General features: G+C 68.6%; 22 protein-coding genes. 7 read left to right on the top strand and 15 right to left on the bottom strand.

Annotation, left to right across the window (positions count from 1 at the left end; all coding sequences use genetic code 11):
* Positions 1-24 precede the first annotated feature (24 nt).
* Genes ACIRRA_RS39780 through ACIRRA_RS39745 form a run of 8 tightly spaced genes read right to left on the bottom strand, consistent with a single transcriptional unit; the run spans position 25 to position 10,477 of the window.
* A complete protein-coding gene (locus tag ACIRRA_RS39780; RefSeq protein WP_402779533.1) occupies positions 25-1,722 on the bottom strand; it encodes a carbamoyltransferase in 1,698 nt (565 codons plus the stop codon).
* Positions 1,723-1,725: 3 nt separating this feature from the next.
* Positions 1,726-2,907, bottom strand: coding sequence for a glycosyltransferase family 9 protein (locus tag ACIRRA_RS39775; protein ID WP_402779531.1), 1,182 nt, complete (start codon positions 2,905-2,907; stop codon positions 1,726-1,728).
* The gene (locus ACIRRA_RS39770) at positions 2,904-4,187 is read right to left on the bottom strand and encodes a hypothetical protein (protein WP_402779529.1); all 1,284 of its coding nucleotides are present in this window, start codon (positions 4,185-4,187) and stop codon (positions 2,904-2,906) included. Before ACIRRA_RS39770 ends, ACIRRA_RS39775 begins: the two co-directional genes overlap by 4 nt.
* On the bottom strand, positions 4,184-5,464 hold the full coding sequence (locus ACIRRA_RS39765) for a cytochrome P450 (RefSeq protein ID WP_402779527.1): 1,281 nt from the start codon (positions 5,462-5,464) through the stop codon (positions 4,184-4,186). Before ACIRRA_RS39765 ends, ACIRRA_RS39770 begins: the two co-directional genes overlap by 4 nt.
* A complete protein-coding gene (locus tag ACIRRA_RS39760; RefSeq protein WP_402779525.1) occupies positions 5,461-6,579 on the bottom strand; it encodes a hypothetical protein in 1,119 nt (372 codons plus the stop codon). Before ACIRRA_RS39760 ends, ACIRRA_RS39765 begins: the two co-directional genes overlap by 4 nt.
* A gap of 6 nt (positions 6,580-6,585) precedes the next feature.
* Positions 6,586-7,557 carry an NAD-dependent epimerase/dehydratase family protein gene (locus tag ACIRRA_RS39755; protein WP_402779523.1) on the bottom strand — a complete coding sequence of 324 codons (972 nt, stop codon included), beginning with the start codon at positions 7,555-7,557 and terminating at the stop codon, positions 6,586-6,588.
* A complete protein-coding gene (locus ACIRRA_RS39750) occupies positions 7,554-9,581 on the bottom strand; it encodes a PfkB family carbohydrate kinase (RefSeq protein ID WP_402779521.1) in 2,028 nt (675 codons plus the stop codon). The genes ACIRRA_RS39755 and ACIRRA_RS39750 overlap by 4 nt, the downstream gene beginning before the upstream one ends.
* A 44-nt stretch (positions 9,582-9,625) precedes the next feature.
* Positions 9,626-10,477 carry an SAM-dependent methyltransferase gene (locus tag ACIRRA_RS39745; RefSeq protein ID WP_402779519.1) on the bottom strand — a complete coding sequence of 284 codons (852 nt, stop codon included), beginning with the start codon at positions 10,475-10,477 and terminating at the stop codon, positions 9,626-9,628.
* A 125-nt stretch (positions 10,478-10,602) separates the two neighbouring features.
* Here ACIRRA_RS39745 and ACIRRA_RS39740 point away from each other — a divergent pair, with 125 nt between their 5' ends.
* From ACIRRA_RS39740 to ACIRRA_RS39725, 4 genes are all read left to right on the top strand, one after another.
* Positions 10,603-11,394, top strand: a complete 792-nt coding sequence (locus ACIRRA_RS39740) for an aminotransferase class IV (protein ID WP_402779517.1) — start codon at positions 10,603-10,605, stop codon at positions 11,392-11,394.
* Between the two features lie 72 nt (positions 11,395-11,466).
* Entirely contained in the window at positions 11,467-12,378 is a 912-nt protein-coding gene (locus ACIRRA_RS39735; RefSeq protein ID WP_402779515.1) for an SUMF1/EgtB/PvdO family nonheme iron enzyme, read from the top strand.
* A 417-nt stretch (positions 12,379-12,795) separates the two neighbouring features.
* A complete protein-coding gene (locus ACIRRA_RS39730; protein ID WP_402779512.1) occupies positions 12,796-13,974 on the top strand; it encodes a helix-turn-helix domain-containing protein in 1,179 nt (392 codons plus the stop codon).
* A 200-nt stretch (positions 13,975-14,174) separates the two neighbouring features.
* Complete coding sequence (locus ACIRRA_RS39725) at positions 14,175-14,651, top strand: DNA-directed RNA polymerase subunit beta (protein WP_402779510.1); 477 nt, start codon at positions 14,175-14,177, stop codon at positions 14,649-14,651.
* Positions 14,652-14,753: 102 nt separating this feature from the next.
* Here ACIRRA_RS39725 and ACIRRA_RS39720 read toward each other — a convergent pair whose 3' ends face one another.
* The 5 genes from ACIRRA_RS39720 to ACIRRA_RS39700 all read right to left on the bottom strand — a co-directional run bounded on the left by ACIRRA_RS39720 (position 14,754) and on the right by ACIRRA_RS39700 (position 16,563).
* Positions 14,754-15,269: a hypothetical protein gene (locus ACIRRA_RS39720; RefSeq protein WP_402779508.1), complete on the bottom strand. Its 516-nt coding sequence runs from the start codon at positions 15,267-15,269 to the stop codon at positions 14,754-14,756.
* Between the two features lie 38 nt (positions 15,270-15,307).
* Positions 15,308-15,559, bottom strand: coding sequence for a hypothetical protein (locus ACIRRA_RS39715; protein ID WP_402779506.1), 252 nt, complete (start codon positions 15,557-15,559; stop codon positions 15,308-15,310).
* Positions 15,560-15,570: 11 nt separating this feature from the next.
* A complete protein-coding gene (locus tag ACIRRA_RS39710) occupies positions 15,571-15,882 on the bottom strand; it encodes a hypothetical protein (protein ID WP_402779504.1) in 312 nt (103 codons plus the stop codon).
* Positions 15,883-15,942: 60 nt separating this feature from the next.
* Positions 15,943-16,173: a hypothetical protein gene (locus ACIRRA_RS39705; RefSeq protein WP_402779502.1), complete on the bottom strand. Its 231-nt coding sequence runs from the start codon at positions 16,171-16,173 to the stop codon at positions 15,943-15,945.
* A gap of 174 nt (positions 16,174-16,347) precedes the next feature.
* Positions 16,348-16,563, bottom strand: a complete 216-nt coding sequence (locus tag ACIRRA_RS39700) for a hypothetical protein (RefSeq protein WP_402779500.1) — start codon at positions 16,561-16,563, stop codon at positions 16,348-16,350.
* A 147-nt stretch (positions 16,564-16,710) separates the two neighbouring features.
* Between ACIRRA_RS39700 and ACIRRA_RS39695 the strand changes: the two genes are divergently transcribed.
* The 3 genes from ACIRRA_RS39695 to ACIRRA_RS39685 all read left to right on the top strand — a co-directional run bounded on the left by ACIRRA_RS39695 (position 16,711) and on the right by ACIRRA_RS39685 (position 19,309).
* A complete protein-coding gene (locus tag ACIRRA_RS39695) occupies positions 16,711-18,015 on the top strand; it encodes a helix-turn-helix domain-containing protein (protein WP_402779498.1) in 1,305 nt (434 codons plus the stop codon).
* Positions 18,012-18,608: a GNAT family N-acetyltransferase gene (locus ACIRRA_RS39690; RefSeq protein ID WP_402779496.1), complete on the top strand. Its 597-nt coding sequence runs from the start codon at positions 18,012-18,014 to the stop codon at positions 18,606-18,608. The genes ACIRRA_RS39695 and ACIRRA_RS39690 overlap by 4 nt, the downstream gene beginning before the upstream one ends.
* Before the next feature lie 197 nt (positions 18,609-18,805).
* Entirely contained in the window at positions 18,806-19,309 is a 504-nt protein-coding gene (locus ACIRRA_RS39685) for an MspA family porin (protein WP_402779494.1), read from the top strand.
* On the opposite strand, the gene ACIRRA_RS39680 is transcribed toward ACIRRA_RS39685, so the two are convergent.
* The gene (locus ACIRRA_RS39680) at positions 19,299-19,772 is read right to left on the bottom strand and encodes a hypothetical protein (protein ID WP_402779492.1); all 474 of its coding nucleotides are present in this window, start codon (positions 19,770-19,772) and stop codon (positions 19,299-19,301) included. The genes ACIRRA_RS39685 and ACIRRA_RS39680 overlap by 11 nt on opposite strands.
* A 133-nt stretch (positions 19,773-19,905) precedes the next feature.
* Positions 19,906-20,151 carry a hypothetical protein gene (locus tag ACIRRA_RS39675; protein ID WP_402779490.1) on the bottom strand — a complete coding sequence of 82 codons (246 nt, stop codon included), beginning with the start codon at positions 20,149-20,151 and terminating at the stop codon, positions 19,906-19,908.
* Positions 20,152-20,520 lie beyond the last annotated feature (369 nt).

Here is a 20,520-nt window from a genome sequence, read left to right as displayed (position 1 = left end):
TCGTCGAAGAAGCGGGGGAAGGGGCTACCGGGTGGTATTCGAGGCGGTCAGGTCGACGAGGTAGTCGCCGATCGCGAGGGCATCCAGTCCCAGCCGCGCGCCGCTGGCCAGTGCGTCGGCCGGGGTGGCGACGATCGGTTCGCCGGGCCCGTTGAACGAGGTGTTCAGTACGACGGCGTGCCCGGTCTCGGCCTGGATTTCGCGCAGCAGCCGCGCGTAGGTGGGTTGGATCTGCGGATCGACCCGCTGGGGCCGCAGGGTGCCGTCGACGTGCACGACGCCGGGGATCTGCTCGTGGGCAGTGTCGGTGGCGTGGTGGGCGACGATCATGGCTTCGGCCGGGCCGTGTGGGGTGGTGGTCCATGATGTCAGGTCGAGCATGGACGGGGCCAGCGGCCGCCACATCTCGCGGCGTTTCACGTCGCGGTTGACGTGGTCCCGCAGTGTGGTGCTGCGTGGGTCGGCCAGGATGCTGCGGGCTCCCAGGGCGCGTGGGCCCGCTTCGGCGCGGCCTTGAAACCAGCCGACCACCTGCCCTGCCGCGATTCGGTGCGCGGCGGCGGCGGCGATATCGTCGGGCGTGCTGTAGCGGGCTCCCGCTGCGGCAAGTGCGGTCTCGATCGCGGCGTGGGAGTACTCGGGGCCGAGCAGCGTGTGTGCCTGGCGGGGGCCGGGCACGGTGAAATCGCCTCGGCGGCGCGCGCATTCGAGCGCGGCCCCGAGCGCGCATCCGGCGTCGCTGGCGGCGGGCTGGACGAACAGGTCCGCGATTGCCGGTGTGCGGGCCAGGATTCCGTTGCTGGTGCAGTTGAGCGCGACACCGCCGGCCACGCACAGTGTCGCTGTGCCTGTGAGCGTCAGCGCGTTGGTGGCGAGGGCGAGCATGGCCTGCTGCAATGCCGCTTGCACCGAGGTGGCCAGGTCGACCGCCATACGGTCGGGGTGATGCCCGCCGGGTGGTTGGGCGGGGACTCCAGCGTCGGTGAATGCCTTGGCGTAGGCGAGTTTCAGGTCCCGGTAGTAGCTGAAGTCGGTGTAGCGGCTGGTGGCGTCGGCGCCGAGGAAGGGCGGCAGGCCGTAGCGGGTGAGATCGAGGTGATAGCCGTCGTCGGTGAGGTGCAGGAACGGCAGTTCGATGCGGGGTTGGCCGTAGGCGGCCAGCCCCATGAGTTTCCCGGCGTTGGTCCAATCACCGAGTCCGACATGGGTGGTCGCGTTCTGATACATCCAGCCCAGTGACTGGGTGTAGGGCAGTTCGCGCACCGTGCGCAGTCCGACGGGGCTGCCGTGGTGGATGCTGGTGGACACGCCGTCTCCGGAGCCGTCGACCACGAGCACGGCCGCCTCGGTGACCCCGGCCGGGTAGAACGCCGACGCGGCGTGCGCGAGGTGGTGGCCGATCACGGTCAGCCGTCGCGGCGCACCGGCCGCGCGAGCATCCGGGCCGAGGAGTTCGGCGATCAGCTCAGCGTCACCGATGCGGTCACAATAGTTGGGCCAGTAGGGATTCCACGCCACCGCCACGTCGTCGATATCGGCCCAGCCGATACCCGACTGGCGCAGGCACCAGGCCGCGGACTGCGCCGCGCTGCGGGAATCGCGGTGGTGCTTGATCCGGGAGAACCGTTCTTCTTCGGCGAAGGCGAGCACGCGGCCGTCGCCGACGAGGCAGGCTGCCGCGTCGTGGTGGTAGGGGCCGCCGAGCCCAAGCACGTATCCCATCGGTCAGACCTTCCTCAGTGCGGCGGGGCGCTGGCGGGTGCAGGAGCGGACGGCGGCGTGCACGTCGGCCACGGCGATGGTGCCCATGCAGCCTCCGGCGCCGCCGCAGGTGACCTGATGCGCGCACGGCGCGCACTCGAGTCGGGCCCGCGGGGCGATGACGTTGTCGGCGTGTTTGGGGATCACCTCGGCGGGGTTGCTGGGCCCGAACAGCGTCACGACCGGGGTGTCATGGGCGAGCGCGAGGTGAAAGCCGAGGCTGTCGCCGGTCACCATGGCCGCGCAGTATTCGGGGACCGCCGCGAATTCGGCCAGGGGCATCGGATCGTGACGCACCCGGTCGGGGGCGGCGGGTGCGAGGTCGCGCAGCAGCTGGTGACAGGTCCGGGCGTCGTCAGGGCCGCCGGTGATGACCAGGCCATATCCGTCGTCGAGCAGGCGGCGGCCCAGGGCACTCCAGTGCCCGGCGGGCCAGATCTTGGTGGCGCGGGAGCCGCCCACGTTCAGGCACACCCAGTCGCTGCGCTGCCCGAGCCGGGAAGCGACCGCGGCGCGGGCCTCGTCGGGCACCCGCAGCTGGTAGGGCTCCCCGGTGTAGGTGTAGCCCGCGACCTCGAAGTACAGCTCGGTCCAGGTCTTGGAGTTTCCGCCGGTCCGGAAGGCGTTCCAGGTGTTCATGGCGAAGAAGTGCCGCGCGGGCTCGCCGATCGGGTACAGCGTGGAATGCGGGCCGCCGTAGGCCAAGCCCGCCCGGTGGGTGGCGTTCAGCCGCGGGACGAGTCCGGCGGCGGCGGGGTCGCGTTCGAAGCTGTAGATCGCGTCGAAGGACTCGGCGGCCAGGATGTGCGGTGCCTGCCAGTCCCAGACCAGGGTCCGGTCTACGTCGGGAATCATGTCCACGATCGGCGCGGATTCCGCGCCGACGAGCCAGGTGATATGCGCCCCGGGGTGGTCGGCCTTGATCCGGGTGGGCAGGGGTGAGGCGATGAGCATGTCGCCCATCCGCTTGAGCATCACGATCAGTACCCGGTGGGTGACCGGGCTGTAGTGCGAGCAGCCGGGGCAGGCGCGCCAGTGGCGGCACGGCATCCCGCCGACGAAGTGGCGGCAGTCCTCTCGCCACGCGAATCCCTTGGTGGACAACGGGAACGGCGGGAAGCCCGGAAGGGGCAGATTGGTGCTCATGCCACGCCCACTTCCTGTCGGTCGGACGCGCGCAGGAAGCCCGCGAGTTCGTCGGTGCCCTGCCGGTCCTCCGGCGAGGTCAATTGCTCGCGCAGGGCCTGCACCTCCGCGGCGACGGCCGACGCCGAAACACCTTGGGCGAGCAGCTTGGCCAGGACTGCGGCCAGCACGGTCGTTGCGTCGCGGTCGAGTCCCCAGCGGGTCAGTTCCTGCACGCCCAAGCGCAGGCCCGGCTCGGACAGGCCCGGGATGTCGATGGCGTTGACGACGATTCCCGCGTCGTAGAGCCGCTGGGCGGCCACAGCAGCGGGGCAGATCGGCGCGATATCCACCCAGATCTGGTGGGAGGCGGTGGCGCCGCGCTCGTCGGCGCACACCGGCAGCCCGCCGACGGCCAGCTCGGTAGCGAGGTGGGCGGCGTTGGCGATGACCGCGGCGGCGTAGTCGCGGGCGTGTTGTTGCATCCAGGCCGTCGACAGTGCCAGCGCCGCGAGGTCGGCCGGGTGATGGTGCGACACCCACCCTGCGGCGTGGGTATCGAAGCGGGCCGCGAGCGCGGGATCGTTCGTCGCGACGATGCCTTTGCCGACCGGTCCGGGCCAGGTCTTGTGCACGCTGCCACCGAGGCTGTCCGCGCCGTCGGCGAGGGGGTTCTGGAACTGATCGCCCGCTATCAGCCCGAGCGGGTGCGAGCCGTCGTAGTGGATGAGCGCCGAGTCGCCGACCGCCGCGCGAATCCCGGTGAGGTCGAAGGGGAATCGGGCCATGAACGCGTCCAGATACAGCACCAGCAGGCCGGTGGCGCGCGCCTGCCGGGCCAGCGCGTCCAGGTCGATCGCACCTGTGGCGGGTTCGACGGGCAGTCGCTGCCAGTCCAGGCCGAAGCGCTGCGCCACGAACCGGGTGCTGCCGTGGCCGCCGTCGGATTCGGCGAGGCTGAGCACCGTGGCCTTGTCTCCGGCGTGTTCGGCCAGCGCGGACAAGGCGATGGTCATTGCCGAGAGCCCCGAGATGGGCCGCAGGTTGACGTGCTGGGTACCGAGCAGCGCGCCGAGCGCGGCCGCAGTCTCGGCTTCGAGGTCGATGATGGTTTCACGGCCCGGCCAGGCCCAATTGTGTTGCCCGGGTTCGCCGAAGGCGTAGCGGGCCATGGTGCCGGGCAGCATGTAGGGCACCCGGGTGTCGGAGTCGAGCGGGTTCTCGCTGGCGATCAGGTGCAGCCGTCGGGAGGTGCCGACCTCGTAGCGCGCGAGCTGTTCGAGGATGTCGAAAGTGTTCATGAGTGGACCTGTCGGTGAATGCGGGCGTGGACGGGCCCGGCGGGTGTGCGCACCGGCTGGTAGCGCGCGATGGCGGGCCGCCCGGTGGTGAGAAGGTCGATGCGGTGGGCGGCCAGTACCGCCGCCGCGGCGAGCAGCGTGATCGCTTCGGCGAAACCGCGGCCAGCGCACGAGTGCGCGCCGCGGCCGAAAGCCAGCAGCCCGGCCGCGCGACGCGGCCCATTCAGATCGGTGAAGCGGTGGGCAGCAAAGAGTTCCGGGTGCTCGTACAGTTCGGGCAGTAGCCCGGTGGCCGGGGCGCTGTAGGCGACGTGCCAGCCGACCGGGATCGTGTAGCCCCCGACCTGCACATCGCGGGTGGCCACCCGGGTGGCGGTGGTGTTGGGGGCGTGCAGGCGCAGGCACTCGGTGAGCACCGCCCGCAGGCCCGGTGCGGCACCACGGTGCGCGGCCAAGGCCGGATCCGCGAGCAGGGTTCGGGCGTCTGCGGTCAGGGTGGCAGTGAGGTGGGGATCGAGCGCGCATTCGATCAGCAGCCAGGTCAGCAGGCTGGCTGTGGTCTCCCGGGCGGCGATCAGCAGCGCGAGCAGATGATCGACCACTTCTCCGCCGGGCACGCGGCCCGCGCACACCAGCTTCGACACCACCGACGGCGATTCGGCCAGCGAGGAGCGAAACACGCACGCCCGCAGAACTGTTCGCAACTCATCGGCAGCGCGTAGCGCATCGGTGTAGATCGGATCAGCGCTCGGCGCGTCGGCGGGAACCTCAGTGCCCGCGACGAAACGGTCGAACAGGTCGGGGACCAGCAGGGCCGCCGGATCGGCGGCATGCAGGCCCAGGATCGCCGACACACAGACGTCCATGGTGAACGTGCGCGCGGCCTCATACAGCCGCACCACCGGCTGTGCTTCCCACACGGCGACGTGCCGACGGGCGGTGACCGCGACCGCGGGCAGGTAGGCGGTCATCACCTCGTACCGGAGTCCGCCGGCCAGGAAGGTGCGGGCGGCGGCGTGCTCGCGCCCGCCCAAGGTGAACACCGCGCGCTGGAACAGGGCATGCACGGTGGAGGTGTTGTGGACCGCCAGCGCGGTGTGTTCCTGGGCGAACAGCTCTGCGACCGCGTGCGGGCCGATGCAGAACACGGTCGGCGGGTCCTCGGCCGACATTCCGGACAAGGCATACGGTCGGCCCTGCTGGCGGTGGTGCTGCTGCGCGAGGAATTTCGGCAGCTCGTGCGGCACCACGCCGGTGAGGATGGGCGGGGCACTCATGCGAGGCCCTCGCACAGATCGAGGATGCTGCGTGTGCGCGCGAGGATGGTCTGCTCGTCGAGCGCGACCGATTCCAGCGGTGGGCGGCACCCGCAGCCGGTCGGCAGCTCGGTGAGGTCGCCGCTGATGCTGTAGGCGACCAATCCGGCCACGATGTCGTCCGCGCAGGCCGGACACGAATCGGGGTACAGCGACTCGAAGTCGCTGCCGCGCATGTTGATACAGGCCACCCGCACCGACGCCTTGTCGTGCGCGCCGCGTACCGCGTCGACGACCGTCCACAGGTTCGGCGCGGCGTAGTGGCCGTGCTGATGCAGCCACCACGCCACAGTGTTCGGCGCCAGCCGCGTCGGGCACAACGTCACCTGCCCGACCCCGAGATCGGCGACGTAGGCGGTGGAATCCACGACATCGGTCACCGCCTCGGCATCGGTCAGAAAAGGCGGCTTGATCATCAGATAGATCTTCGCCAGCACCCCGAGGTCGGAGAGGACGGTGAGCGCGGATTCGAACTGGCGCTGGGTGATTCGGGTGTTGACCAGGGTTTCACGCACCAGCCGGTGCGCTGATTGCACCCCGATGCCGACTTCGAGTTGGACATCACCGAGCGCTTCGACGAACGGGGACAAGGTCGCGGCGGTGAGGAAGCCCGGCAGCGACTCCACTACCAGCCGCCGCACGCCGGTGGCCGCGACCTGGCGGGCGATGTCGAGCTGCACGTCGACCAGCACTTCCCTGGGGGCGAAGAAGTTGCCGTCGTTGTAGAGCGCCAGCGTGGTGTAGTCCGGCTCGGTGTCGGTGCGCGCCAACATGGTCGCGACCTGCGTCCGCAGCCCTTCGGCATTCGCGCCGTGCCCGTGATTGTTGTAGTTGGTGAACGGGCACATCGTGCACGTCGGGATGGAGCAGCCGCCGGACATGAGGATCACCTTCTTGCGGCCGTGCACCGCACCGGCAGCATCACGGATGCTGTCGTAATCGACGAATCGCGGCTTTTGCAGGTGCGCGACCGAGGTGACCTGTCGTAGCGACCGCGATAGCGTGGTGATCCGCTGCCGCACAGCCTTTTCGGCTGCACCGGCCGCAGTGGTGACGGGGGTGGCGTAACTGGTCAACGGTGATCAACCTCCGGTAGCAGGAGCGAGGGTGTGGGTGCTGGCGGCGCGGGAATCGGCTCGCGCCTGCTCGTACAGGGCGTGGGCGTAGGCGCGCAGCCCTTCGCCGGTCAGCGGTTCCAGGCCCGGCAGCGCTGCCTGCAGAGCGCGGATGTCCGCGCAGGTCCAGTACTGGTAGCGGTCGCGGACCGGGTTCGGCGTCGCCTCCATGGCCACCGGTGCCCCGCCCCACTCGGTGCACCAGCCCAGCAGCGCCTCGAAGCGCAGCGGCACACCCGATCCGAGGTTGTAGATTCCGGTGACATGCGGGGCGCCCAGCAGCCGAGTGACCCGGTCGGTCAGCACCTGGACCGGCAGGTAATCGCGTGCGGCGGTGAGTGAATCGTCGAACAGGCGCACCGGCCGGCCGGCGGCGGCCGCGGTGAGGATCTGCGACAGGATCGAGGCCATCGGCCCCTTCGCATCCTCCCCGGGCCCGAAGACGTTGGTGTAACGCAAACCGACGCAGCGCAATCCGAGAACGGCCGCGCGTCGGGCGAGCTCGCGTTCCATGGTCAGCTTGGACTGCGCGTACGCGTTCAACGGACCCGGCCGATCGGTCTCATGCGAGTAGTGGCCCCGGGGCACAACGCCGTACACGCTGCCGGAGGAGGCGTACACCAGCCGCGTGCCCGAGACCACGCACGCGCGGGCGATCTGCAACGGCATGTCCACGTTCGCCTTGCGCAGCCGCGAATCGTTGGGGGCGAGGGTGCTGGTGATCGCGGCGTTGTGCACGACCGCCGCAAATTCTCTGTCCCGGATCCGGGCCAACACCGCCGCATCGTCGGCCGAGCAGATCAGCGACTCCCACTCGACCCGGCTGCGGGGCGCCCGCACGTCGACCCCGGTGACCGCCCATTCGGCCGCGTGCAGTGCGGCCGCGGTGTGGGAGCCGATGAACCCCGACGCGCCAGTGACCAGCACCGTGCCCGTCATGACTGCACCGCCCGACCGGCCGCTGCCCGCGCGATCAGCTCGGAGGTGGAGACACCTTCCTGGTAAGGGCCGAGCACGACCGCGCCACCGTGGCGCTCGACCACCGCCTGCTCCGGCATCGCGCTGGCGCCGTAGTCGCCGCCCTTGACCCAGATGCCCGGGCGTAGCAGCTCGAGTGCGTCGGCGGGGGTGTCCTCATCGAAGACCACCACCGCGTCGACACATCCGAACGCCGCCAGCATGGCCGCACGTTGCGCTTCGGGCACCAGCGGTCGCCCCGGGCCCTTCAGCCGCGCGACCGAGGCATCGGAGTTGAGCAGCACGATCAGGCAATCCCCGAGCGAGCGGGCGGTCTCGAGCAGCTCGCGATGTCCATCGTGGAGGATGTCGAAACATCCACCGGTCGCCACGACCATGCCCCCGCCGGCGCGAACCCGCTGCGCCAGGCCGAGCCCGTCCACAGTGCGCGGCCGCCGCCCCATAGGCTGCGGAACCCGGTACCCGACAACGTAATCGGAGGCACCGGTGACGGCGCGCTGCAACGCCGTCGCGGGCACCTTCTTGTCCATCAGGGCCTTGAGCAGCAGCACCGCCAACATGTCCCCGGCGCCGCAGGTGTCGCCGTGGATCTCACGACGCGGCGCGGGAACGGTCTGCGCGGGCTCGGTGTCGGCACCGACCAGCACCGCGCCGTCGCCACCGCGCGTGACCGCCACATATCCGGCCTGCCAGCGCGCGCGCAGCGCGCGGCCACGACGCACGTCGGCGTCGAGCCCGGCCTGCGGTGCGGAGTCTGCGGCCAGAGCGAGAGCTTCATCCTGATTCGGCACCACCACGCGCACACCCGCCACCGGGTCCGCGCCGAGTCGATGCGGATCCCACACCACCGGCACCTGTGCCGCGGCCGCGGTGAGCAGCTCCCGGACCCGAGGCTGGGCGGCGACGCCGCGCCCATAGTCGGCAACGAGGACACCGTCGGCCGCCTGCAGGGCCTTGCGGGCCTGGAGAGTCGGATCACCCACGGCGGCAACCGGTCCGGTGTAATCGACGCGCAGCAGCGTCTGCCCTCGGGCGCGCAGACGCATCTTCACCGGGGTGGTCCCGACGGTCGGCAGGCCCGCTACCGTCACTCCGGCCGCGGTGAGATCGGCGCGGATGCGGGCGGCGTGCTCGTCGGTGCCGAGCGCGGCGACGAGGGTGACCTCCCAGCCGTCGGCGGCCGCGAACATCGCGGCCAGCCCAGCGCCGCCGGGCCGCCACCGCTGTCCCTCGCTGGTCAGGATCGGCACCGGTGCTTCTGGTGAGATGGCGGCGACGTCCCCGACCACATCGCAGTCGGCCAAAACGTCCCCGACGATCACCAGCCGCCGGGGCCGCACCCGCGACGGCAACACCGCCGCTTCTGCCGAGCTGTCGTTCAGCGTGCACGGCTGCGCTGCGCCCGAGTCCATGAGCGCGGCATCGAGCGCGGTGCATATCTCGTGCACCAGCAGCAAGTGGCATTCCTGAATCGTCGAGGTCGACGTGGCGGGCACCGCCACCACCGAATCGCAGCAGCGGGCCAGTGGACTCTCGGTGCCGCCGGTCAGACCCCAGATAATCAGGCCCATATCCCGGGCGGCCGCGGCCGCGGCCAGCACGTTCGGGCTGGCACCCGAGGTCGAGATCGCCAGCAGGACATCACCGGCACGCGCGTGCGCGCGGATCTGGCGCGAGAAGGTCTGCTCGTAGCCGTAGTCGTTGCCCACCGCGGTCAGCGTCGCGGTATCGGCAGTCAACGCCAACGCGGGCAACGGAACTCGCTCCGCCTCGAACTTCCCGACCAACTCGGCCGCCAGATGCTGAGCCTGCGCTGCCGAGCCACCATTGCCCACGATCAGCAGACGTGCCCCGTGCCGCAGATGATCGGCCAGGTGCGCGCCCCACATCCGGACCTGCTCGAGGGCTTGGCCGCCGTTGAACGCGGCCGCCACCGCGGCGACGCGATCCGGCATCGGGTCGGGCTGTTCGTACTCGGTTCCCATCAGCGAATCTCCTTGAGAATCAGTGGCTTTCGTGTACGCATGCGCTAGGGCAGCTTCGCGACCGCGCCGTAGCAGCAGATTTCGGTGTCCGGACAGGGAGCTGTCCAGTGCTGGGCGGCCGCGTGAGCGCGGTCGGTGCCCGGATCGGGACGCCAGTGGTGGGCGGGGACCAGGCCGGGCGGCAGCAGATCCCAACCGGCCAGGATCGCGGCGATCTCCGACCGGGTGCGCGGGTGGAATCCGATGCCGTGATCGCGGTAGATCTCGGTGGCGCGCGCCAGCATGGTCGGGTGCACATCGCAGGTGACATGACTGAGCGCCGCGTACGATCCGCGAGGCAGGCCGGTCGAGATCGCCTTGACCACGGCGGCCGGATCATCGAGAAACTCCGCGACGGCAGATAGGCAGATGCACACCGGCACATCAGGTTCGGTCAGCTCGGCGATGGCCGCGATGACCGGATCGGGGTCGGTCAGGTCGGCGTGAATGAAGTCGACGAGGTCGTTGTCGAGCAGCAGCGCCCTGCCGTGGGCGCTCACAACCGGGTGGTTGTCCACGTACAGCGTCCGAGCGCCGCCCGCCGCGCCGGCCACGGTGTGCACGTTCGGCTCACACGGATAGCCGGAACCGAGCTCGACGACCAGGCCCACCTTTTCCTCGGCGACGAGGGCCCGCACCGAACGCAGCAGGAACAACCGCGCAACCTGCGCGGCCGTCTGATAGGCGTTGGCCTGGGCGATCAGCTGCTTTCCGACTGCGAGGTCGACCGCGTAGGAGTCCTTGCCCGCGCTGATCAGCGCATCGTGAATCCGGGCGCTTTGTGCCTGCCCAACCGCGGAGACACGACGCGCAGAACGCGACCTGCTCATGCGCACCGCCCCCTCAACTGCGACCACCGACCATGCACCTCAGCGTCGGCGCGATCCGCGCGCGGCGGAACCGACACTTCTACGCGTTTCACCGACGTTTCACCGTCATTCGGCGTCAGGGGGAGATGCCAAGGCGTTGCGGCAGTGGGAATATGAGCCGCATGAACCTCAACGGCGCACCGGTCACGGCCGCCCAGCTCTCCGCGCTGGGCCTGGTCGGATACGGCCATTTCACCTCGATGCGCGTCGAGCACGGCGCAGTCCGTGGCTTGTCGCTGCACATGGACCGGCTGCGTCGCGATTGCCGCCAGGTCTTCGACACCGACCTGGACACCGACCGAGTGCGCGACCTCGTCAGCGCGAGCCTGCCGACCGACGGCGGGGCCACCATCGTGCGGGTCACCGTGTTCGACCCAGCGCTCGAACTCGCCCGCCCCGGCGCGCCTGCGCAGCCGCAGATTCTGGTGACCACCCGCAAGGCACCGCCGACCCCGCAGGGACCGTTGACCTTGCAGTCGACGGTCTTCCGCCGCGACATGGCCCGCATCAAACACGTCGGACTGTTCGCGTCGCTGCACCATCGCGCGCTCGCGCAACGTGCCGGCGCCGACGACGTACTGTTCACCGAACCCGACGGCACCATCTCCGAGATCGCCACCAGCAACATCGGATTCATCGACAACGCCGGCCGTCTGATCTGGCCCGACGCCGAAGTGCTGATCGGCACAACCATGCAGCTGATCGACCGGGCACGCGACGCCGACGTGCTGACCGAGAAGATCACCCTCGCCGAGGTCGACCAGTTCGCCGCAGTGGTGGCCACCAACGCCGCGGTCGGCGTGCGCCCGGTCTCCGCCATCGACGACAGGCCCTTGCCGATCGACAACGACCTGATCGCGGCGCTGCGCCAGGACTACGAATCCATTCCGCCGCAGCGGATCTGACCCACACTGGCGCCCAGCTGCAGCTACGCTCTTACGCCATCGCAATCGCACGGGGATGGGAGCGGACAGGCCATGATCACGATGCTCCGGCAGTGGACCGGAGTCGAGGTAGGGGCTTTGCGCGCGGCACGCCGGATGAGCTACATCGACTTCGCCGCTCACCTCGGTATTCCCACCCGCAGCGTGGAACGCTGGGAAGCAGGAGGAGACAAGGTCACACCCCGCCCGGTCAACCAGGCCGCCCTCGACACCTCCCTGCGGGAGCTCAACCACGAAGAGCGCCGCCGCTTCACCGACCTCGTCCCCGACAGCGTGCGCGAAGAGGACGACAGCGACATTCCCGAGCAGCCCGCGCTGCTGCGCCACCCCGTCGACGGCAAGACCATGACCTGGATTCCCGAAGGCATCTACCTGTCGGGCCTGCACGAGCAACCGGTGTGGGTTGCCGGGTTCTGGATCGACGTGTTTCCCGTCACCAACTCCGACTACGCCCGATTCGTAACGGCCACCGGGCATCCCGCGCCGCGGCACTGGGATGGTGCCCGCCCGGCCAAGACACTCGCCAGCCACCCCGTGGTGTGGGTGAGCCACGACGACGCCACCAGCTACGCGAACTGGGCGCGCAAGCAACTGCCCACCGCCTCGCAGTGGGAGAAGGCCGCCCGCGGGACGCAGGGCAACGCATGGCCGTGGGGCAACACCGTCTCCCCGGCCAAATGCAACTGCAAAGGCAGCCGGATCGGCACGACCACCCCAGTCGACCAGTACAAGAGCGGTGTCAGCCCCTACGGGGTCTACGACCTCTGCGGCAACGTCTGGGAATGGCAATCCAGCGAAACCACACGTGACCGCTACGAACTGAAGGGATCGGCCTTCACCTCGCTCTACGACCGAGCAGCCCCCGCCGCCTTCAATGACGCCCATCACGAGATGCTCGACGACGACACCGGATTCCGCTGCATCACAACCGAAGCGATGAAGTAGAAGCCGCTCGTGAGGGAGTGCGTGGAGACCGGCCACGCCCCGGCGGATGAGCTCGGCGTTGGTGATGGCCCGTGGGGTCCTCTCGAAGGCGGTGACCCCGCCGCGGCCGCGCACATGGCGGCCTGGGCTGATTCGCGTCGCTGCCGGGGCTCGGATGTCACCATGTATTCCTCGCTCTCACAGCGTGATTCGGTCGTAGCAGGTCGCGGGCGCAAGTCAGTGGTCGCACAGGCTCCATAGGCCGCCGCTGTCGCGGCGCCGAATGAATCAGCCCGTGAGGCAGGCGAAAACGCAGAGGTGGCCGGGTCGCGGGCTCTCGATCCTCCGAGCCGCAGCGGCCGCCCGGATCTGTGTCTGTAGCGGTCGGTCAATAACACCGGTGTGTGAGGGCATTCGATCTCCACATTCGGCCCGAAAATGGTTGTCGGGCAGCGATTCCGTAGACACCAGCGTCTGACCGTGAGAACAATCGTGGGACCGTTACGGCGTTGCCTAATCGAATGGGGGCGGTTCATGCTGGTGACAGGTGAAATGCTCAGATCGGCGCGCGAGGAGGCAGGTGTCTCGTTACGCGAGATGGCAGCCCGCATCCCCCGCGATCAGGGCTATCTGAGCAGGATCGAAAGGGACCTGCGACCGGTCCCGCAGCGGATCGTTGACGAGTACGAGAAAGAGCTTGGAGTGGACATCAGCCGGCGGACGCTACTCGGCGGCCTCGCAGCCGGGGCCGTCGTCCCGAGCGTGGTCACCGACGCTGTTCGACGCATGTTCGAGGAGGAAACCACGCCACTCGCCGTGGACGCCTGGGCCGAGCGCATGGAGATCCACGCAGCTGACTGCCTCACCGTCAGCGCGGCGGAGATGCAGACACGGATAGCCGCGGATCTCATCGCCATACGTCCCCAGCTGACGGACCGGCGCATGTGGGCGATTGCCTCGCGGCTGATGGTGCTGCACGGTGCGCCGCTGGCCGATGTCGCCGACGCCAGCGCTTGCGCCGGGTGGTACCGCGCCGCCGTCGATGCCGCCGACAGATCCGTGGACGTGAGTACGCGGGTATGGGTGCGCGGCCGCTCGGCACTGAACATGGCCCACCCCAGCGCGGCCCTGGCCGCCTGCCGCCAGCTGGCCGCCGAGGCGGCCGAGATCACCGATACGGCAACGGTCGGTCAACTGATGGCGCTGGTGTCGCTGGCGAATGTCGCGGCCCTCCAGGGCAATCCGGCATCGGCACGGGCCTATCTGGACCGGGCCCGACGGGTGTTCGATGCGGTCGGCACCACCGAGGAGGCTTCCGACTACACCATGCCCGAATGGCGGATGTACGTGGACACGTCGCTGGTTCTGGCCCGTCTCGGTGACCACCACGCCGACCGCATCCAGGCCGAAGCCACGGCGGCGATGCCCGCCAAGTTCGCCCGTTACGCCACACATCTCGAGATTCACCGCGGACTCGCGTTCGCCAAATCCGGTGATCGGGTCGAAGGAGTCGCGCACGCGCGGAAAGCGCTGGCGGAATTGCCCATTGATCGGCACAGCGTCGCATTGCGCCGCCTCTACAACGAGGTCTCGACCGCGCAGCCGCCGAAGCGGTAGGCAACGCCTAGGCAACGCCTAGGCAACGCCTAAACGGTTCCGGTCGCCCCGGTGCGCTCATAGCGTCGGATTCGGCACCCGGCACACCGGACAGTCCGTGTTTCCCTCTACGCGGGCCTTGCGTCACCGGTCGCTCGCAACCGGCGCGCGGTCCCGGTGGCTGGGTGCCTCCGCCACTGCCGGACGCGAGGACCAAACCCATGGACGAACCAACGCCCCAGGACACACCGACCGACCGCTGTCACTACTACCAGCAGGCGTGTGGGCTCCCGGCCGGCATGCATCCCGAGACCGGCCGCATTGTCGTCCGAGCGGGGCTGGTCTGGGCACTGACGATGCCGTCCGCGCTGGGGCAGATTGTGAAAACCGATCTGGAGCACCGACAAATCGAGGTCGGCCCGATCATCTCCCACCCCCGGTCGCAGCGCTGGACATTCCTTATCCGTCCGGACCTGCCCGAGGAAGACAGGTTGTTCGCGGAGCTGTTCCGCATCAACGTGTCGGTGGTCCGGTTCGGAGGTGAGATCGCGCTCCCCTCACCGACGGATCAGCAGGGGACCTTTCGCCGGTGGGTCCAGTGGCCGAATGGCACCTACCGTCCCTCCGGCGTGGCCGTAATCGACTCCATACGCCGCGCGAATCAGCGCGACCGCCATCGGGTTCAGACCGCCCCGTAAAGCACTGGGTCACTCCAGCCAATCAGGTCGGTGTTCGAGAACAGCGTTGACAGTGCGGACGGCGTTCGTCACCGCTTCGGCGGCGGTAGGACCAGCGGTGCGTTACCGCGGGTCGACGATGTTAGTGCCGTCGGCGAGATGGATTACGACGACGGGTTTTTCGGGGTCCTCACCGAAGCGGGCACGAACTGCAGCGAGGACTAGACCGTCGGCGGCGACCTCGACGTGGTCGGTGCCAAGGCTGGAGGCTACGGTGACGGCGACCGCGTCCTCGGCGGCGTATCCGGTCAGCCCGAACCAGCCGATCTCGCTGTTGTCCTTGCGGTACAGCTTGGTCCGCTTGCTGTCGAGGGGGCGGCCGGGCCCGGTAGTGATGGCGCGCGTGGTGTGACGGAAGGTTGACCCATTCATGACGCCGGGCAGACGCCACTCCGTACCGTCCCATTCGACGAACACGAGCACACGGGCTTCGGTGTCGCCGTCGAACGGGCTGTCGGTGGCGACCAGCACGGCCATGGTGTCGTTGCGGTCGATCGCGGCAACCAAGCGGGCCGCCCTGCCGCCCCCGGAGAACTCACTGAGGGCGAGATCGACGGCCGGGTGCGACAGGGTGGTCATGAGATCAGATCCTTTCCGCCAGGATGCCTCTCAGCATGTCAGACCAGCCAATCAGGTCGGTGTTCGAGAACAGCGTTGACAGTGCGGATAGCGTTCGTCACCGCTTCGGCGGCGGTAGGACCAGCGGACACCATGTCCTCGCGGCCCCTGATCCGCACCACGCAGCCGAAGAACGGGGCGTCCGGCCACGGTAGCGGCTGACCGATTTGGATCAGGGGTGCGAACTCGCCCGGCGGCGGACCAAGATGCTTGCCGACCGACATAGCGGGGGTCTGGTCTTCGCTGGTCATGCCGGGCGATGCTACCCCGTAGGTTTGGCGCAGTGATAGAAGCCGGGAGTAGCGCCGCTGGCCACGGTGCCGACCCAAATCCAGTCACCCCACACGGGCATCCCGTCTATCGCCTTATCGGTGTCGTGCCTGCACACGCAGTACGCCTCACCCGCTTCAGCTTTCGCGCTGTCGGGAAGTTTGAACACAGTGGTGGGAAACGGTTTGCCGCCGAAGCCTTCGCACACCTCGGCGGTCATGGCCTGGGCGGTCCCGGTGGTCAGCCAGAGGGCGGTGGTCGCGGCGGAAGCAAGCAATGCGATGCGGATCATGATCTGTCGCAAGGCAATTCACCTCATCTAGTTGTTATTCTCTTTTTCCAGCTCGTCTGGGCGAGCCGTTCCTCAGTGTCCGAGCTCGGTGTCGGTCACCGAGAATGCCTCGACGTCGATCGGCGAATACCGCTCGACCGTGGGCGAATCGGGCGCGATGTCGAATTCGTGTGTGTCGTCGTCGATGATGGGCAGGCCGTCGTCGCCGATCGCGACGATGCCGAACTCGGTGTGATGGAAGCCGCGAGGGCCGCCTTCGCGGCCTGGATTTCTGCCCTGCAGCCGGTGCACGTCCCCGGTCACGGTGCGGCCCTCTTCGCGCTCGCTGCTCGGTGCGCTCGCTGAATACGATGGTCCGGCTCAGGTCATAGCCTGTTCTCTTGGCCGCGCGCCGAATTCGCGCCTCATCTTGTGGCTGGTTCAGCCCGGAAACATCGCTGCGCAGAAAACCAATGGCGGACGGCAGCAGACCCATGGTCACAACCCCCGGCTGATCGGGACGTACGTGCGCGGTGGCTCGGCGGCGAGTCGGGCGCGAATCTCGCTGACGGTCAGCTTGTTCTGGCGTCGTATGTGCTCGTCGCTCGGTACGACGAGCGTGGCGGCGCCAGCGAACACTAGCGCGGCGAGGGTGAAAACGAGGATGATTCCCACGTCGGGTGCCTCCAGCTCCTTGGTATGGATGGAGTGCACCCGGCACCAGAGCGTTTGAGGGATTCGCGTCTGGTGCCGCGTGCTCATCGAGCCTCGCGCACCGTACGACCGGTTCCCAGCCACGAAACCGCACGCAAGTAATACGCTTCCGACACAGGGCATTGCGCGGGTCGACAGGGGGCGTCGATGATCGTCGGCAAGTGGACGCGCACGGAAGTACTCGCGCTGCGAATTGATGCACTTCGCATGACGCAAGAAGAGTTGGCCGAGCGGACCGGCTTCAAGGCACCGACCGTGCGGAAGTGGGAGAAAGCAACCGACGCTCGACCGGTCCGCGGCGATTCCGCAGGAGCCCTCGATACGTTGCTCGCGAGGCTCGACGACGATCAGCGTGCACGCTTCCGGGCCGCGCTGAATACGGGGCCGGTCTCGACCGTCAACGCCGGTTTCGGTACCACGGAGCCGGATACCCTGGCAATCGACGGCTCGGAGCGTGGTGAGGTCAACGGCGAAGTGAAGCGACGAGAGTTCGGAATTCTGCTGGGCGCAACGCTACTGGCGTCTGGTAGCCGCACCCTGGGCGTCGCCGACGCGAAGCGCGTTTCGCGCGCCGTCGCCGAGTTCGCCCTACAGGACCAGCAGATCGGCGGCGCCAGCCTGGTCGAAATGGCTGTACGGGAGCTCGAGACCGCCAAGGAACTCATCGAAATGTGCTCGTTCAGCGATAGCGCGGGCAAGGAATTCGCGAGCGCCGCAGGAAATCTCGCCACCATCGCAGGATGGCTCGCCTACGACGCCGATCAACACCAACTCGCCCGGCGCTGCTACTCCGATGCGTTCTCGCTCGCCAACCAGGCCGGCGACGACGAGCTCACCGCGCACGTCTGCGTCGGCGCAGCACACCAGGCGATCACACTCGCTCGGCGCGACCTCGGCAATCCACACCGCGCACTGAGCCTGGTCAGCCGGGCGCGCGAACTGACGCACGGCGTTCCGCCCGGACGAATCCATGCGCTCATCGCCACTCGGGCCGCGCAGGCGTACGGCGTTCTCGGCGATCGTGTCGGTTTCGGCCGCGCGATCTCGACCGCTTGGCGCGAGCTGGATTTCGCGCTCGAGCATGAGCCGCCCGAGGAGTGCGCCACGTGGTTGCATTTCGTCACCTCGACCGAGGTCCGCTGTCACGAGGCCCGTGGTCACAGCGATCTCGGCAATCTGGCCAAGGCAGCCGAGCTTCACAGTGACCTCGCCCTCGAGCAGGCGGGCACACGCAACGCAGTGAACTACCGCGCCGGACTGGCGGCCGCACTGGCGGACATCGGCGACGTTCAGGGTGCGATATCGGTCGGCACACCCGCACTGGAACAGTTGCGCGAGGTTTCGTCTACCCGCACGCTGCGTCTACTCGACCCTGTTCGCTCGGCAGTACAACCTGACAGCGTTTTCGCAATGCAGTTCGACGATTTGGCATCTAAGGCGGCGAGAGAATGACCAGCCAGCAGCGATCGGCCGCAATGGCCGGCCTCAGCTTTGAACATCTGGACGCACGGGAGGCGCGCGCCCGGCGCGCTGTGGTCGAGGACATCTACCGCGAGGCGTACGTCGAGGCAATTCAGTCCGGCGCACCGTTCGCCGATCCGGCGGCGTTCATGAACCGTTTCGACGCCTACACAGCACCGGACAGGCCCGCCGGATTCTCGCTCGTCCTGGCCGTGGTCGACGAGCATCCCATCGGCCAGGCATGGGGGTGGCCACTGCACGCCGATACAGCCTGGTGGGGCGGCCTCACCCTGGACGACCCCCACGACATCGATGAATTCACCACCGAGGACGGTACCCGGACGTTCGCGCTGAGCGAGATCATGGTCAGCGCCAAGCTGACCGGCCGAGGTATCGCGCGGGCACTCCACGACGAGTTACTCGGTTCTCGACCCGAACAGCGCGGGACATTGCTCGTCCGGCCCACAAACACCCGGGCCTATCAGACCTATCTGCGTTGGGGCTGGCGACGAGTTGGCACTCTCCAGCCGAATTGGCCGGCCGCTCCGCTGTTCGACGTGCTGATTCACGACCTGGCCGTGTAGATCAGTCCTGTTGGCCGGCCTCGTCGGTGTGGTGGACGTGATCACGATGCCGCCCCGAGTACACCTATGCCCGGTGGTCCAATGGAGCTGTTCCGGACCGACGGCGGCTTCGGTGTCGTCGCCCGTCGGGGCCAGCAGGGGGACTGCCCTGGTCGACACGCCTTGCTGTGGCGAGGCTGCCTGGCCGATGTCGCCGTGTGGAGGGTGACCCGATCACGTCCGGTCAGGCCGTCGCAGGGTTCATCCTCGGCTGCGGGATCAGCGTGGCCGGCGGCGTCACCGTCGGAATCGAGCCCAATCAAGGCGTGGTTGGCGCCATTTCCCCGACAGTGACCCCTCCGACCATCTCCGTCAGCCCGCCGAGTGAGACGCCGACCGGGACGGTCACGCCCCTGCCGACGCCCAGCGTCTCCGTCACCCCACCCACTTTCAGCCTCGGACCCAGCGTCGGTGGGGCACTGGGTCTGACAGAAGTCTTGACGGCCACCCTGGGGCCCGGCCAGGTCACCACCGCGACAACGGCCACGGCAGCCCTGGACAACAGCACCGTGTTCCCGTACCACATCACGTTCAACAACGCCGCGTTGAACGTCGCCCAATGCGCCTCGCCGGTGTCGGCCGTCCCCTTCGTCACGACCACGGTGAGTTCCGCGCAGGGGGTGGTGCAGACCACCGCCTACGGCAGTCAGTTCACCTTCTGAAACCCCGACCGGATCCGATCCGATGGCGCGACTCCTGAACCCGGGGCGGATTCGCAGGCGCCGCAACGCTACTCGGCCTGTGTGGGCCACCGGCGCGAAATCCGGCGGTAGGCTGGTGCAGCCGTGTGCGGTCCTGCTCGGACACCCCCGTCAGGCCGGCGGGTCCGGCCAGGTCCCGCCGCGCGGGCACCGGCATCAACCCGTCGACCGAGGTCTGTCGGAGGTGGTCGCGACGCTGCGGGGTGAGGAACAGCTCGGCCAGCGTGTCGCCGTCGTCGGGAGGCACGGCGTCGATGAGAACCAGCCGGGCGACTCGGTCGGTCCGCAGGTCGGCCGCTCCGACGGCGGGGAAGACGCCGTAGATCGCCGGGCGGTTCGCGCTGATCTCGGCGACCGCCTTCGCATACGGCACCGGTGAGCAGCGCGAGGCGTGGCGGTCGCTGATCGCCAGCCTCGAAGGCATGTTGGAACTGCGCCGCCACAAGCCCGGCACGCTGGTCGAGCTGGCCGTGGTGGGCGGGCTGTCGGGCGAGGTGGAGGCGGTGATCCGCAGGGTGCTGCGGACCCGGTATCTGACTCGGCAGCGCCGGTCCGGTTCACGTCGGTGTGAGTCGGATGACCGCCCCGCCGTGCTGCCAGGTCTGATAGATGTCGGCCTTGTTGGGCTCGCCGGAGGCCTCGAAGCCGATGCCATGGAAGCGGGCATTGCGACGTTTATCGCGCGCGATCACCCCGTACAGCTCCATCACGGTGTCGAGGTCGGTGAACACCTCGGCCGTGGCCCTGCGTGGCGGGCCACCCAACGACACCCGGATCGAAATATCCGGGCGGATGTTGTTCACGCACAGCCGGGTCAGCGTGCTGATCAGCAGCGTGCCCTCGTGACGGGTGTAGGCAACCGGGATGTACCGGATTTGCGCCCGACCACATGCAGCACCACTAGCCTGCGCCCGACGATCGAGCCGAGGCCGGGTACCCGCCGCAGCGCACCGACGAACCTGTTGACCGCGCCCTGCGCCACGAAGGTGGGTTCCGGCCCCCGGGTCGAGGGGTGCCGTACGGGTTGGTCGCTGGGAAATCCGAGGTCATATCCGCTCCTCCCATTTACGCCCGCATCCAGCCGGTCGGTGTGTGGCCGCGCCGCGAGTGTGGTGGTGAGCCCGCTATTTGCGGGCGAGTTCCTGGTCGAGTTGCCCGGTGATCGTGGTGAG

The sequence above is a fragment of the Nocardia sp. NPDC101769 genome, from assembly GCF_044766925.1.
Classification (GTDB): Bacteria; Actinomycetota; Actinomycetes; order Mycobacteriales; family Mycobacteriaceae; genus Nocardia.
Note: the sequence above shows the minus strand (reverse complement) of the source record. Positions and strands in the feature narration are given on the sequence as shown.

Excerpts from the sequence above, each read along its gene's own strand:
- ACIRRA_RS39780 (WP_402779533.1), bottom strand. The coding sequence starts at position 1,722 with ATGGGATACGTGCTTGGGCTCGGCGGCCCCTACCACCACGACGCGGCA.
- ACIRRA_RS39725 (WP_402779510.1), top strand. The coding sequence starts at position 14,175 with ATGGACGAACCAACGCCCCAGGACACACCGACCGACCGCTGTCACTAC.
- ACIRRA_RS39755 (WP_402779523.1), bottom strand. The coding sequence starts at position 7,557 with ATGACGGGCACGGTGCTGGTCACTGGCGCGTCGGGGTTCATCGGCTCC.
- ACIRRA_RS39715 (WP_402779506.1), bottom strand. The coding sequence starts at position 15,559 with ATGACCAGCGAAGACCAGACCCCCGCTATGTCGGTCGGCAAGCATCTT.
- ACIRRA_RS39740 (WP_402779517.1), top strand. The coding sequence starts at position 10,603 with ATGAGCCGCATGAACCTCAACGGCGCACCGGTCACGGCCGCCCAGCTC.
- ACIRRA_RS39735 (WP_402779515.1), top strand. The coding sequence starts at position 11,467 with ATGATCACGATGCTCCGGCAGTGGACCGGAGTCGAGGTAGGGGCTTTG.
- ACIRRA_RS39720 (WP_402779508.1), bottom strand. The coding sequence starts at position 15,269 with ATGACCACCCTGTCGCACCCGGCCGTCGATCTCGCCCTCAGTGAGTTC.
- ACIRRA_RS39730 (WP_402779512.1), top strand. The coding sequence starts at position 12,796 with ATGGTTGTCGGGCAGCGATTCCGTAGACACCAGCGTCTGACCGTGAGA.
- ACIRRA_RS39680 (WP_402779492.1), bottom strand. The coding sequence starts at position 19,772 with ATGCCTTCGAGGCTGGCGATCAGCGACCGCCACGCCTCGCGCTGCTCA.
- ACIRRA_RS39770 (WP_402779529.1), bottom strand. The coding sequence starts at position 4,187 with ATGAACACTTTCGACATCCTCGAACAGCTCGCGCGCTACGAGGTCGGC.
- ACIRRA_RS39750 (WP_402779521.1), bottom strand. The coding sequence starts at position 9,581 with ATGGGAACCGAGTACGAACAGCCCGACCCGATGCCGGATCGCGTCGCC.
- ACIRRA_RS39695 (WP_402779498.1), top strand. The coding sequence starts at position 16,711 with ATGATCGTCGGCAAGTGGACGCGCACGGAAGTACTCGCGCTGCGAATT.
- ACIRRA_RS39775 (WP_402779531.1), bottom strand. The coding sequence starts at position 2,907 with ATGAGCACCAATCTGCCCCTTCCGGGCTTCCCGCCGTTCCCGTTGTCC.
- ACIRRA_RS39690 (WP_402779496.1), top strand. The coding sequence starts at position 18,012 with ATGACCAGCCAGCAGCGATCGGCCGCAATGGCCGGCCTCAGCTTTGAA.
- ACIRRA_RS39765 (WP_402779527.1), bottom strand. The coding sequence starts at position 5,464 with ATGAGTGCCCCGCCCATCCTCACCGGCGTGGTGCCGCACGAGCTGCCG.